The sequence below is a fragment of the Pseudomonas guariconensis genome, from assembly GCF_900102675.1.
In the GTDB taxonomy this organism is placed as follows: Bacteria; Pseudomonadota; Gammaproteobacteria; order Pseudomonadales; family Pseudomonadaceae; genus Aquipseudomonas; species Aquipseudomonas guariconensis.
This window is the reverse complement of the sequence record NZ_FMYX01000006.1, coordinates 258,989-271,805: the sequence shown is the minus strand read 5'-3', so window position 1 is coordinate 271,805 and position 12,817 is coordinate 258,989. Positions and strand designations below refer to the sequence as shown.

The 12,817-nt window shown below is 63.7% G+C and carries 14 protein-coding genes; 9 read left to right on the top strand and 5 right to left on the bottom strand.

Going from position 1 to position 12,817, the window contains the following annotated elements; all coding sequences use genetic code 11:
• Nucleotide 1: 1 nt before the first annotated feature.
• Together BLS27_RS12820 and BLS27_RS12815 are read right to left on the bottom strand one after the other, a co-directional pair.
• Entirely contained in the window at nucleotides 2-718 is a 717-nt protein-coding gene (locus BLS27_RS12820; protein WP_090345061.1) for a PA1041 family peptidoglycan-binding anchor lipoprotein, read from the bottom strand.
• 85 nt (nucleotides 719-803) lie between these two features.
• Complete coding sequence (locus BLS27_RS12815) at nucleotides 804-1,493, bottom strand: PA1041 family peptidoglycan-binding anchor lipoprotein (protein WP_090345059.1); 690 nt, start codon at nucleotides 1,491-1,493, stop codon at nucleotides 804-806.
• A 158-nt stretch (nucleotides 1,494-1,651) separates the two neighbouring features.
• Between BLS27_RS12815 and BLS27_RS12810 the strand changes: the two genes are divergently transcribed.
• The 8 genes from BLS27_RS12810 to BLS27_RS12775 all read left to right on the top strand — a co-directional run bounded on the left by BLS27_RS12810 (nucleotide 1,652) and on the right by BLS27_RS12775 (nucleotide 9,972).
• A complete protein-coding gene (locus BLS27_RS12810; RefSeq protein WP_043213092.1) occupies nucleotides 1,652-2,146 on the top strand; it encodes a DUF6231 family protein in 495 nt (164 codons plus the stop codon).
• Nucleotides 2,147-2,150: 4 nt separating this feature from the next.
• A complete protein-coding gene (locus BLS27_RS12805; protein ID WP_043213090.1) occupies nucleotides 2,151-2,627 on the top strand; it encodes a YchJ family protein in 477 nt (158 codons plus the stop codon).
• 2 nt (nucleotides 2,628-2,629) lie between these two features.
• Complete coding sequence (locus tag BLS27_RS12800) at nucleotides 2,630-3,106, top strand: LEA/WHy family protein (RefSeq protein WP_090345057.1); 477 nt, start codon at nucleotides 2,630-2,632, stop codon at nucleotides 3,104-3,106.
• 7 nt (nucleotides 3,107-3,113) lie between these two features.
• Nucleotides 3,114-3,317 (top strand): SEC-C metal-binding domain-containing protein, encoded by a 204-nt coding sequence (locus BLS27_RS12795; RefSeq protein ID WP_011532538.1) that lies wholly within the window; start codon nucleotides 3,114-3,116, stop codon nucleotides 3,315-3,317.
• Nucleotides 3,318-3,520: 203 nt separating this feature from the next.
• A complete protein-coding gene (locus BLS27_RS12790) occupies nucleotides 3,521-5,962 on the top strand; it encodes a penicillin acylase family protein (RefSeq protein ID WP_090345056.1) in 2,442 nt (813 codons plus the stop codon).
• Between the two features lie 118 nt (nucleotides 5,963-6,080).
• Nucleotides 6,081-7,094 carry a ligase-associated DNA damage response exonuclease gene (locus BLS27_RS12785; RefSeq protein WP_043213082.1) on the top strand — a complete coding sequence of 338 codons (1,014 nt, stop codon included), beginning with the start codon at nucleotides 6,081-6,083 and terminating at the stop codon, nucleotides 7,092-7,094.
• Nucleotides 7,091-8,749, top strand: coding sequence for an ATP-dependent DNA ligase (locus BLS27_RS12780; RefSeq protein WP_090345053.1), 1,659 nt, complete (start codon nucleotides 7,091-7,093; stop codon nucleotides 8,747-8,749). Before BLS27_RS12785 ends, BLS27_RS12780 begins: the two co-directional genes overlap by 4 nt.
• Nucleotides 8,750-8,856: 107 nt before the next feature.
• Nucleotides 8,857-9,972 carry a succinylglutamate desuccinylase/aspartoacylase family protein gene (locus BLS27_RS12775; protein WP_090345049.1) on the top strand — a complete coding sequence of 372 codons (1,116 nt, stop codon included), beginning with the start codon at nucleotides 8,857-8,859 and terminating at the stop codon, nucleotides 9,970-9,972.
• Nucleotides 9,973-9,993: 21 nt separating this feature from the next.
• Here the strand turns inward: BLS27_RS12775 and BLS27_RS12770 are convergent, their stop codons facing one another.
• Nucleotides 9,994-10,224 (bottom strand): hypothetical protein, encoded by a 231-nt coding sequence (locus tag BLS27_RS12770; RefSeq protein WP_080642124.1) that lies wholly within the window; start codon nucleotides 10,222-10,224, stop codon nucleotides 9,994-9,996.
• Between the two features lie 97 nt (nucleotides 10,225-10,321).
• The gene (dcd, locus tag BLS27_RS12765) at nucleotides 10,322-10,888 is read right to left on the bottom strand and encodes a dCTP deaminase (RefSeq protein ID WP_043213075.1); all 567 of its coding nucleotides are present in this window, start codon (nucleotides 10,886-10,888) and stop codon (nucleotides 10,322-10,324) included.
• Nucleotides 10,889-11,214: 326 nt separating this feature from the next.
• Here dcd and BLS27_RS12760 point away from each other — a divergent pair, with 326 nt between their 5' ends.
• Nucleotides 11,215-11,427, top strand: coding sequence for a cold-shock protein (locus BLS27_RS12760; RefSeq protein WP_043213073.1), 213 nt, complete (start codon nucleotides 11,215-11,217; stop codon nucleotides 11,425-11,427).
• A gap of 147 nt (nucleotides 11,428-11,574) precedes the next feature.
• Here BLS27_RS12760 and apbC read toward each other — a convergent pair whose 3' ends face one another.
• Nucleotides 11,575-12,669, bottom strand: coding sequence for an iron-sulfur cluster carrier protein ApbC (apbC, locus tag BLS27_RS12755; RefSeq protein WP_043213071.1), 1,095 nt, complete (start codon nucleotides 12,667-12,669; stop codon nucleotides 11,575-11,577).
• Between the last annotated feature and the right edge of the window lie 148 nt (nucleotides 12,670-12,817).

The following is a 12,817-nucleotide window of genomic DNA, read 5'->3' as shown; positions in this document are numbered from 1 at the left end:
GTCAATTCAGGTGCAGTTCTACCCGTCGATTACGAGCCCGACCTTCTTGTGTGTCGTTGTCGGCCACAGGCTCACTTTCGCCGCGGCCTTGGCTGGTCACCTTGTCCGCGGCCAGACCCTGAGCGATCAGGAACTCCGCGACACTGCCGGCACGCTGCTCAGACAGGCCCTGGTTGTAGGCATCGGTGCCGACGCTGTCGGTAAAGCCAATGACCTTGATACGGGTCACCTGCGGATCGCTCAGCTGAGGGAGCAAGGCACGCAGGCGTTGCTGGGCCTCGACGGTCAACTGTGCCGAGTCGAAGGCGAACAGCACCTGCCCCTGGTCATCCAGGGTAATGACCTCAGGCACCGGCGCTTCGCCTGCCGGTGGCGTTGTCGGATACTGCGGCAACGGGCAGCCCATGTGATTGACCGACGTCCCGGCCGGGGTATCAGGGCAGCGGTCGCGACGGTCGAACACGCCATCACCATCTCCGTCACCGTCCTGGGCGTAACAGATCAAGCCACCGGCGATAGCGCCGAGCGCTCCGGCACCGGCAGCCCAACTGGAATTCTCGATGGCACCCAGGCCGCCGCCGACCAGCCCGCCTAGCAGGCTGCACAGGGGCCAGGTCCTTTGATTGAGGGGCGCGCTGCCATCGCTGTGGGTGGCACAACCGGCGAGCAGGCCTGTAACCAGCACCAGCGGCAACGCCGCCTTCGACATAACACCCATGATCAAGCTCCTGTGTCACCGGTCTCTACCGGTCACCCGAGTAAAGACGCGCCCATGCCACTGCTCAAGGCATGGGCGCATGCCGTCAGCGCTGGATCTTGATCTCGGTGCGGCGGTTCATGGCACGGCCATCAGCCGTCGCGTTGTCGGCAACCGGCTGGGACTCCCCGGCCCCTACCACCGAAACGAAGCTGCTACGTGGCACACCGCTTTCGACCAGATAGTCGGTGACCGAATGCGCACGGCGCTCGGACAGTTTCTGGTTGTAGGTATCAGAACCCACACTGTCGGTATGTCCGGTGACGGTCAGGCGGGCGCTGGGCGCTTCCTGCTTCAGTCGGGTGGCAATGGTGTTCAGTCGCTCCTTGTCGGTGGCAGTCAGGCGGGCGGAATCGAATTCGAAGTGCACGTCGCGGATGACGATGACCTCTTCCTTCTGTACCACCACCTCCTCGACCGGCGCCGGTGCCGGTGGGCAGCCGTTGGCATCGACCTGTACACCGCGTGGCGTGCCAGGGCACTTGTCCCGGCTGTCCGGTACGCCATCGCCATCTTCGTCGCCATCGCCGTGGGCCCAGCAGTAGCCCGCCGCCAGGCCACCGCCAAGCAGCGCGCCCCAACCCGCCCAAGTGGAACTCTCGATGGCGCCGAGGGCTGCGCCACTTACACCCCCGACGGCAGCACACTTCGGCCAGTCGGTTTTTTGCAAACCTGCACAACCAGTCAACACGCTGGTGAGCAGGACCAGGGGTATCGCTGTGCGTACTATGCTCATTTTGTCGCATCTCCTAGGGGGAATCGGCATAAGACCGATCCTTCGGAGTAAAGACCGCCCGCTTCCTCTCTGCCAGCAATAAGCCACACAGGGCACCACGCCTCTTTGCCGAGCGCGCCCGGCCCGATAGGCTAGGACGACCTGAACGAGGATTGGCAATGACCGACAGTTTCTCCCAGCGCACCCCACAGCAGGCCCTGGCAGCCTTGCTCGAGCGCTTCACACCCCAGCGTCTGCTGCTGGTGGGCACGCGCTTCCCGGCCTTGGAAGCCTTCGCCCAGGCGCATCCGCAAGTGCATATCGAAGTGGTCCCGCCAGGCCCGCTGCCCGCACCGGCCGCCGCCCAGCGCTTCGACCTTGCGGTACTGGTGGATTGTCTGGAGCACCTGCCCAAGCGCACCGGCCTTCAGTTGCTCGGCGGCATCCGCAACCTCAATGCCAGCCGGGTTGCAGTGCTCGCCGACCTGCAAGCCTGCGGCTGGCAGGACACGGACTTCTTCGCCCTGGCGCTGTCGGCCAGCGAGAAGTTCCGGCGAGACGAGCAGGTATTGAGCCTGTTCACCTATGATCTACATGACTACAAGCAGGTCCCGGACTGGCTCAACGCCAAGTTCTGGGCAAACCCTGAAAACTTCGGCAAGTACTGGTGGTGATTCAATGAGTGTCTCGGTCTGTCCATGCGGCAGTGGCAACCTGCTCGATGCCTGTTGCGGGCGATACCATGCCGGCACCCCGGCGCCCGACGCCCAGGCCCTGATGCGCTCGCGCTACAGCGCCTATGTGCTGGGCTTGGTCGACTATCTGGTGGACACCACCCTGCCGGCCCAGCAGGCCGGCCTGGACCGCGCCGCGATCGCTGCCTGGAGCGCCCAGAGCACCTGGCTTGGCCTAGAGGTCGAGAACGCCGAGGTATTGGGCGGACAGCCTGAGCACGCCTTCGTAAGCTTCACCGCACGCTGGCATGACCAGCACGGCGATCACCAGCACCGCGAGCGCTCTGCCTTCGTTCAGAACAGTGGTCGTTGGTACTTCATCGACCCGACAGTTTCACTCAAGGCCGGACGCAACGACCCTTGCCCCTGCGCCAGCGGACAGAAGTTCAAGAAATGCTGCGCCAGTTACATTGGTAGCTGACCATGAGCACCCTGGCCCGCCTGCTTGCCCTGTCATTGCTGATGACGCTCCTGGCGGGCTGTGCGAGCTGGGGTGACGACGAATGGCGCGAACCGCAGGTGCACCTGGTCCGGGTCGAGACGGTCAAGGCCCGGTTGCTGCAACAGGAGTTCATTCTCCACGTGCGGGTCGAAAACCCCAACGACAGCCGCTTGTTCATCCGCAGCCTGGACTACTCGGTACGCCTGAACGACCTGTTGCTGGTGCAGGATGGAGCCAGCCTGTGGCGAAGCGTCGGCGGCCACGCCCAGCGCACGTTCAAGATCACGGCCCGAACCAACCTGTGGCAAAAGCTCAAGCCCTTGGCCAAGATGCTCAAGCGCGAGCAGCCTCTGCACTACCGCCTGCAAGCCGAACTGCACACGGGACTGATCATCCATCGGGACCTGCACTTGTCGCGCAGTGGTGAGATAATCCCCGGCGATCTTCAACCGGAGTAACCCTGCAATGACCCAGCAACCCCATGTTCATGGCCCGGACTGCAACCACGGTCACGACCATCACCATGATCACGACCACGGCCACGTGCACGGCCCGCACTGCAACCATGGCCATCAGGAGCCGGTGCGCAACGCTCTGAAAGACGTTGGCCGCAACGACCCGTGCCCGTGCGGTAGCCAGAAGAAATTCAAGAAGTGCCACGGGGCCTGACCCCGCGGCAGCGGCACGTTTCAAGCGACAAGAAAAAGCAGACTCGCCCTCGACCTGCTTTGACTTGAAGCTTGAAACTTCAGGTCCGGCCAACCACTGGGCAGCCCCCTGAAAATAAAGCCTACAGGCACCTTGCATGGCGACCGCGCGCTCACTAACGTAGCGCCTTTCCGAATCCCGCCACGCCCTGCAGGAGCCTTGTCATGGCAGCCCCCGTCCTTCCCCCCTTCCGCCTTCGGTTCGGCCCCGCTGCCGTCGTGCTCGGCATGTTCGGCCTTGCCGGCTGTCAGGTGGGCGGCTACCAGGACAGCGTGCCTCCGACCACTGGTGTGCAACCGCTCAAAGGCCTGGCACAGAATGTCTCGGTACGCCGCAACGCCATGGGCGCACCGCTGATCGAAAGCAGCAGTTTCCATGATGCCCTGTTCAGCCTGGGCTACGTGCAGGCCGGCGATCGCATCGAACAGATGGTCGCCATGCGCCTGCTGGCCCAAGGGCGCCTGGCTGAACTGGCCGGCCCTGACGCCTTGGACATCGATCGTCTGATGCGCGCTGCCAACCTCAAGCAAAGCGCTGGACAGCTTTACGCCGACGCCTCGCCACGCCTGAAGCGGTTCTTCGAGGTCTATGCCCGCGGCGTCAACGCCTATCTGTTCCGTTACCGCGACAAGTTGCCTGCGGACCTGGCCCGCAGCGGCTATCGCCCGGAATATTGGAAGCCTGAGGACTCGGCGCTGATCTTCAGCCTGTATGCCTTCAGCCAGTCGGTGAACCTGCAGGAAGAACTGACCGCCCTGACCCTGGCGCAGAAAGTCGGCAGCGACAAGCTCGCCTGGCTCCTGCCAGGTGCTCCCGACGAGCCACTGGCCGAAGCCGAACTGGACAAGCTCAGGGGTTTGAACCTCAAGAGCCAACTGCCAGGCCTGGAGCGCTTGAGCTCTGCAGGGCAGAAGCTCGCCGACCTGGGCCTGCTGGGCAGCCCCGGCTCGGCCAACCTGGCACTGTCGCCGCAACGCAGCCGCAGCGGCAAGAGCCTGTTGGCCAGCGATAGCCGCGCCACGTGGGCCCTCGCCCCGGTACAGATCCACACCGGCAAGTATCAAGTCGCAGGCCTGGCACTGCCGGGCCTGCCCATCATCCTCGCCGGCTACAACGGCAAGCTGGCCTGGAGCAGCAGCGCGGTGATGGCCGACAACCAGGACCTGTATCTGGAGCAATTGCGTCACCAGGGCAGCCAGGTGAGCTACTTGGCCGATGGCAAGTGGCAACCTGCCCGCGCACGCAGCGAAACCTTCTTCGTCCGCGGTCAACGTCCCCTGCGTGAAGTCATGTACGACACCCGCCACGGCACTCTGCTCAGCCAACCGGCCAATGCCAGCCTCGGCCTGGCCCTGAACCTGCCACAACTCAAAGGCGATCGCAGCCTTGACGCGCTGTTCGACCTGACCCGCGCATCGTCGGTGGAGCGGGCCTTCGACAATACCCGTGAAGTCGGCGCCGCTGCCCTGAACTTCGTCTTCGCCGAACCGCAGCACATCGGCTGGCAGGTCAGCGGCCGCTACCCCAATCGCCGCGAAGGCCAGGGCCTGCTGCCCTCGCCCGGCTGGGATAGCCGTTACGACTGGGATGGCTACGCCGATCCAATGCTGCACCCTTACGACCAGGACCCGGTCGCCGGCTGGGTCGGCCATGCCAACCAACGCAGCCTGCCACGTGGCTACGGGATGCAGCTGTCCAACACTTGGTACTACCCCGAGCGCGCCGAGCGCCTGGCCCAGCTGGCCGGCAACGGCCGCCACGACAGCCGTAGCCTGATGGCCCTGCAGAACGACCAGGTCGCTCTGCTGGCAGACAAACTCAAGCAGATGTTCGACGCCCCCGGCATGGCCCAGTCGCTCACTCAAGCGATCGACGCATTACCGGCCGCCCAGCGGGACAAAGCGCGTGAAGCACTGACCCGGCTAAAGGCTTTCGATGGCCGCCTGAGCCCGGTATCGGCCGATGCCGCGCTGTATGCATTGTTCCTGCAGGAGGTCGCTCGCCAGACCTTCCTCGACGATCTGGGCCCAGAGTCCAGCCCGGCCTGGCAAGCGTTCATCGGCAATGCGCAGCTTTCCTACTCGGCCCAGGCCGACCACTTGCTGGGCCGCGAGGACAGCCCGTTCTGGGATGACCGCAACACGCCGCAAAAAGAAGACAAGCCTGCCATTCTCGCCCGTAGCCTGGCAGGGGCCCTGGATGCTGGCGTCGCCCAGCTGGGCAGCGACCGTCGCGCCTGGCAATGGGGCAAGCTGCACCAGTATCGCTGGCCAGCACCGACCTACCATGGCCTGGGTGATGCCATCAGCCGCAACCCCATGGCCGCAGGCGGCGATTTCAGCACCCTGGCGCTGACGCCTTATGCCTGGGGCGGCAGCTTCGATACCTACCTGCCGGCATCGGCGCGCATGATCGTCGATTTCGGGCAGGCCGAACCGCTGCAGGTGCTGACGAGCAATGGCCAGTCCGGCAACCCGGCGAGCCGGCATTACAGCGATGGCCTGGACGCCTGGTTCCAGGGCCGTTTCATGAACCTGCCGCTGCAACAGCAGAACTTCTCCCGCGCCTATGGCTCGCAGCGACTCACCCTGGTCCCTGGCCGCTGATCGCAAGCCCCCTTTGAACCGCGACGTCCGCCGTTGGACGCTCGCGGTTCCTTCACCAAGAACTTCCGTGACCCTGTCGTGCTCTGAGGTTACAAGCCCTTAGCCAACCGGCACGCCTATGGATCTCGTCATCGCCCGCCCCGAAGGCCTCTATTGCCCGCCCGGTGATTTCTACATCGACCCGTGGCGCCCGGTGGACCGCGCAGTGATTACCCACGGCCACGGCGATCACGCCCGGCCCGGCAATCACCATTACCTGACCGCCGCCCCCGGTGCAGGCATCCTGCGCAGCCGATTGGGGCCGGACATCCAGCTGCAGACGCTTGCCTATGGCGAACGCCTCGAACACCGGGGCGTGACCTTGAGTTTTCACCCCGCTGGCCACGTGCTCGGCTCGGGCCAGGTGCGCCTGGAATACCGAGGCGAGGTCTGGGTCGCCTCGGGAGATTACAAGATCGAGCCGGACGGCACCTGCGCTGCGTTCGAGCCGGTGCGCTGCCATACCTTCATCAGTGAGTCGACTTTCGGCCTGCCGATCTACCGCTGGCAACCTCAGGCCGAGGTGATGGCGCAGATCGATGCCTGGTGGCGGGCCAATCGTGAACAGGGCAAAACCAGCGTGCTGTTCTGCTATGCCTTCGGAAAGGCCCAGCGGATCCTCCACGGCTTGGACCCGCACGCCGGCCCAATTCTGGTCCATGGCGCGATGGAACCTCTGAACCGCGTCTATCGGGAAGCGGGCGTGCACCTGGCCCCGACGCACTATGCAGGCGACATCCCCCGCAACGATCCGATGTTGCGCCAGGCCCTGGTGCTGGCTCCGCCTTCGGCGGCCGGTAGCAGTTGGATGAAGCGCTTCGGCGATTACAGTGACGCCTTGGCCAGCGGTTGGATGCGCCTGCGCGGCACCCGACGACGCCGCGGCGTGGACCGCGGATTCGTGCTCTCCGATCATGCCGATTGGCCGGGGCTGCTATGGGCGATCGAGCAGACCGGCGCCGAGCGGGTGATGGTCACTCACGGCTCGGTCGATGTGTTGGTGCGCTACCTCAACGAACAGGGCCTCGATGCCCGCGCCTTCGCTACCGAATACGGCGACGAGGACGAGACCGACACCGAGGCTGGCACATGAAGACCTTCGCCGAGCTCTATCTGCGCCTGGACGCGACCACATCCAGCAATGCCAAGCTCGAGGCTCTGCGCGACTACTTCGCAGACGCACCTGCCGAGGATGCAGCCTGGGCCGTGTACTTCCTGGCCGGCGGCCGTCCGCGGCAAATGGTCCCTACCCGTCTGCTGCGCGAGCTCACCCTTGAACTTTCGCACTTGCCCGACTGGCTGTTCGAAGAAAGCTACCAGGCTGTGGGCGATCTGGCAGAGACTATTTCCCTGGTGCTCCCGGACAACCCGCATGGCAATGACGAGGGACTGGCCTTTTGGGTCGAGGAGCACCTGCTGCCCCTGCGCGGCCTACCGCCGGAAACCATCCGTCAACGCCTGCCAGGCTTGTGGTCGCAGCTGGATCGGCCCGGTTTGATGCTATGCCTGAAACTTATCACCGGCAGCTTGCGCGTCGGGGTGTCCAAACTGCTGGTGACCCGCGCCCTGGCCCAGCTCGCCGGTCTGGATGCCAAACGCGTGGCGCAGCGTCTGGTGGGCTATACCGATCTCAGCCACCGCCCGACGGCGCAAGACTACCTGCAGCTGATCGCCGCCGAATCTGCCGACGAACATCGCCAACGCGGCGGCCAGCCCTACCCGTTCTTCCTCGCCCACGCGCTGCAGGCTCCCGTCGAGCAGTTCGAGACGTTGCTCGGCTCGGTGTCTGCCTGGCAGGCGGAGTGGAAGTGGGATGGCATTCGCGCACAGGTGGTCAAGCGCGATGGCCAGCTGTGGATATGGTCGCGGGGAGAGGAACTGGTCACCGAGCGCTTTCCGGAACTGCACAGCCTGGCCACCACTTTGCCTGACGGTGTAGTGCTCGATGGTGAAATCCTGGTCTGGAAACCGGGCAGCCAAGCCGGCGATGTCGCCGTGCAACCTTTCGCCCTGCTGCAACAGCGCTTGGGCCGCAAGACGCTGGGCAAGAAGTTGCTCACCGAGGCGCCGGTGGTGCTGCAAGCCTATGACCTGCTCGAATGGCAGGGTGAAGATTGGCGCAACCGGCCTCAACATGAACGTCGGGCCCAACTGCAACACCTGACGCAGCAGTACCCACTGGCCCCGGTGCTGTTGTCACCGTTGCTACAGGGCAGCGACTGGCATGACCTCGCCCGCCAGCGCGAGCAGTCACGCAGTCTGGGCGTCGAAGGTCTGATGCTCAAGCAGCGCGATGCCCTCTATGGCGTGGGCCGCACCAAAGACATGGGCCTGTGGTGGAAGTGGAAGATCGATCCTTTCAGCGTCGATGCCGTGTTGATCTACGCCCAGCGCGGTCATGGCCGTCGTGCCAGCCTGTACAGCGATTACACCTTTGCCGTCTGGGACGGGCCACCGGGGACTCCCGGACGCACCCTGGTGCCTTTCGCCAAGGCGTATTCCGGACTGAGCGATGCAGAAATGCGCCAAGTCGACGCCATCATCCGCAAGACTACGGTGGAAACCTTCGGCCCGGTGCGCAGTGTGACCCCGACACTGGTGTTCGAGCTGGGCTTCGAGGGTATTGCCTTGTCCAAACGCCACAAGAGCGGCATCGCGGTGCGCTTTCCGCGCATGCTGCGCTGGCGCCATGACAAACCTGTGCAAGAAGCCGACGACCTGGCCACCTTGCAGGCCTTGCTTGCCTGAGTGCGGGCAAACCCGCGCAAGGAGGCTGCGCAATGGCAGAAGTTATGCTTCTATCTTTCTGCCGACTGTCATCGCAGACCGTATTCGCCACTTCAGCCAGGACCACCATGCATCATTCGACCCACGACCTGCTGTCCCCTGTCCCGGGCATTGCCCGCCAGCTTCATAGCTTCCACTTCGGCCCTCGCGGCGGTGGCAAGGTGTACATCCAGGCGTCACTGCATGCCGACGAGCTACCCGGCATGCTGGTGGCCTGGCACCTGAAGCGCCGTTTGCTGGAGCTGGAACAGGACGGGCGGCTGCAACGCGAGATCATCCTCGTTCCGGTGGCCAACCCCGTGGGCCTGGAACAGGTGCTCCTGGACGCGCCCTTGGGGCGCTTCGAGCTGCAAAGTGGCGAAAACTTCAACCGCAACTTCGTTGATTTGTCCGACAGTATCGGCGATCAGATCGAGGGCCATCTGACCCACGATCCTTCGCACAACCTGGAGCTGATCCGCGAGTACCTGCGCCGGGGCCTGGATGCGCATCCCGCGCGCACCCCACTGCAATCCCAGCGCCTGACCCTGCAACGCCTGGCGTGCGATGCCGATATGGTTTTGGACCTGCATTGCGACTTCGAGGCCGTGGAGCATCTGTACACCACACCGGAGGCCTGGGATCAGGTAGAGCCGCTGGCCCGCTATCTGGGCGTGCAGGCCAGCCTGCTGGCCACGGACTCCGGCGGCCAGTCTTTCGATGAATGCTTCAGCCTGGTGTGGTGGCAGTTGCAGCAACGTTTTGGCAAGCAGTTCCCCATCCCTCTGGGCAGTTTCTCTGTGACTGTCGAGCTACGCGGGCAGGCAGATGTCAGCCACGACCTAGCCACTCAGGATTGCCAAGGGATACTCAATTTCCTGACCCATGCTGGGGTGATTTCAGGAGAAGCGCCCGCCCTGCCGCCATTGGCGTACCCGGCAACGCCGCTGGCCGCCGTGGAGCCTGTGGTGGCGCCGTTGGGCGGGCTGTTGGTCTTCCACGCGACACCCGGCCAATACCTGGAGGCGGGCGAGCTGATCGCGGAAGTCATCGATCCGCTGAACGACCGGGTGACCGCGGTGCGCAATACCCAGCCTGGCCTCCTTTATGCACGCAGCGTCAGGCGCATGGCCACAGCGGGCATGGTCGTCGCCCACGTGGCGGGCGAGCAGGTCTGTCGCAGCGGTTACCTGCTGGCCAACTGAGCCCGTCGTGCTGGCTGGCCCTCAGGCCACCGGCGAAGGAGGTGGTTCGTCAGGCAAGGTCGGCTCTCCCGGCTCCATGGGTGGCGACTCGCCAGGATCCGGGGGCTGAGGTGTGTCGGGGTCGGGCTGATGGGGTACGCCACCGGCTTGTACGGGCGTTGAAGGGTGCGCCAGCAATGACCAAGCCAGCAGCCCTATCTGGTTGGGCTGCAGGACGGCGAGCTTCGCACTGATTGCGGGGTGAAGTTTCATTGGCGGCTCCCGGCGATGCCCGATGCGCGTCATGCGCACCGGATCGTTCTAGCCATTGGAGTGCCTGGCGGACGAGGAATTCCCCGCGCTCGTCGCCTCAGGTGCGTGGCAGGGTGACGCCGCGCTGCCCTTGGTATTTACCACCGCGATCCTTGTAGGACACTTCGCACTCCTCATCGGATTCGAGGAAGAGCATCTGCGCCACGCCTTCATTGGCATAGATCTTCGCCGGCAAGGTGGTGGTATTGGAGAACTCCAGGGTCACGTGACCCTCCCACTCCGGTTCCAGCGGCGTGACGTTGACGATGATGCCGCAACGCGCGTAGGTGCTCTTGCCCAGGCAGATGGTCAGCACATTGCGCGGAATGCGGAAGTACTCGACGGTGCGGGCCAGGGCGAAGGAGTTCGGAGGAATGATGCACACGTCGCTCTTGACGTCGACGAAGCTGCCGGCGTCGAAGTTTTTCGGGTCGACAGTGGCCGAATTGATGTTGGTGAAGACCTTGAATTCATCGGCGCAGCGCACGTCGTAGCCGTAGCTGGACACGCCGAAGGAAATGACTCGGCTGTCCTCGCCGCCGCGCACCTGGCGCTCGACGAACGGTTCGATCATGCCGTGTTCCTGCGCCATGCGGCGAATCCACTTGTCCGATTTGATGCTCATGGCGGGAGTGTCCTGAAAGTGCTAGGTGAAAAACGAGACGCGCATCTTACCGGTCCCGGCGGCTACGGCAAAGTTCCATCCCGCAATCCCGCGCCGGACGGGAGCTGCAGCCGCCGCCGATCCGATTTTCGACAAAGCCGTCATTGACCATTGGCAGGTCGGGGAAAGTGGGTTAAGGTGGCGCCACTGTGCTGCACGTGACACCGAGAATCTCTGTTTGATGCACGATTCCTATCGGCCCATCGCTGAATTTTCCGCTCTCTTTGCACTCAGTCCCGGCCAGGGTGTTCCTGTGCCGAAATCTACTTTGTCCAAGGAGACATACCATGTCCAACCGCCAATCCGGTACCGTCAAGTGGTTCAACGATGAGAAGGGCTACGGCTTCATCACCCCTCAGTCGGGTGACGATCTGTTCGTACACTTCAAGGCCATCCAGGCTGACGGCTTCAAAACCCTGAAAGAAGGCCAGGCTGTTACTTTCGTCGCTACCCGCGGCCAGAAAGGTATGCAGGCTGAAGAAGTTCGCATCGAAGGTTAATCCTTCTTTCGCGCTTCAAAAAAACCCGCCATATGGCGGGTTTTTTTATGCCTGACGCAGAAATTTGCAGGCTTCTTCGCGGATTGAACCCGCTACCACAGCGGCGGGAGCGGGTTTACCCGTGAAGCAAACTGTCGGTCCTGCGGGTCAGTCCTCGCTGATGGTGATGTTCGGCATCGCAGGCGCCGCAGCTTCCTGCAGCACGATCCGCGCCCCTACCTGGCGGGCCAATTCCTGGTAGACCATGGCGATCTGACTTTCCGGCTCGGCAATGGCGGTCGGCTTGCCGTTGTCGGCCTGCTCGCGGATCAACATCGACAGGGGCAGCGAGGCCAGCAGGTCGACGCCATACTGAGCGGCGAGCTTCTCCCCGCCCCCCTCGCCGAACAAATGCTCGGCATGACCGCAATTCGAGCAGATGTGCACGGCCATGTTTTCCACCACACCCAGCACCGGAATGTTCACCTTGCGGAACATCTCCACGCCCTTCTTCGCATCCAGCAGCGCCAGATCCTGCGGGGTGGTGACGATCACGGAACCTGCCACCGGCACTTTCTGCGCCAGAGTCAACTGGATGTCGCCGGTGCCAGGCGGCATGTCGATCACCAGATAGTCCAGGTTATCCCAGGCAGTCTGGGTCACCAGTTGCAGCAGCGCGCCGGAAACCATCGGGCCGCGCCAGACCATCGGGGTATTGTCATCGGTGAGGAAGGCCATCGACATGACTTCCACGCCGTGCGCCTTGATCGGTACAAACCACTTCTGCTCGCGGATCTGAGGGCGGGTACCCTCGGCGATGCCGAACATGACACCTTGGCTCGGGCCATAGATATCGGCGTCCAGGATGCCGACCCGGGCGCCTTCGCGGGCCAGGGCCAGGGCCAAGTTGGCAGCGGTGGTGGACTTGCCCACCCCGCCCTTGCCCGAGGCCACGGCGATGATGTTCTTGACGTTGGCCATGGCCGGGACCTGAGCCTGGGCCTTGTGCGCCACGACCACGCACTCGACGGACACTTGTGCGGCCGTGACGCCGTCCAGGTTCTCGATGGCCGTGCCCAGCACCTGCGCCCAGCCATTCTTGAACAGCCCGGCCGCATAGCCCAACTGCAACTGCACATTGACCTGGCCGCCCTGGATATCGATAGCGCGCACGCAACCGGCGCTGACCGGATCCTGGTTCAGATAGGGGTCGGTGTACTGGCGAAGCACGCCTTCGACGGCGGCACGTGTGACGGCACTCATGGAGGCTCCCATTGGCAGGCTTTAGATCGAACAGGTGCCTATGCTAACCCGTCAATCGTCAGCAGATGCGTCCTTGGGGTGAAATATATTCGTCAGCCCTTTATAGTTGCCGATCATCTTTATTTTTCCATCCTGTCGCCAGATTAAG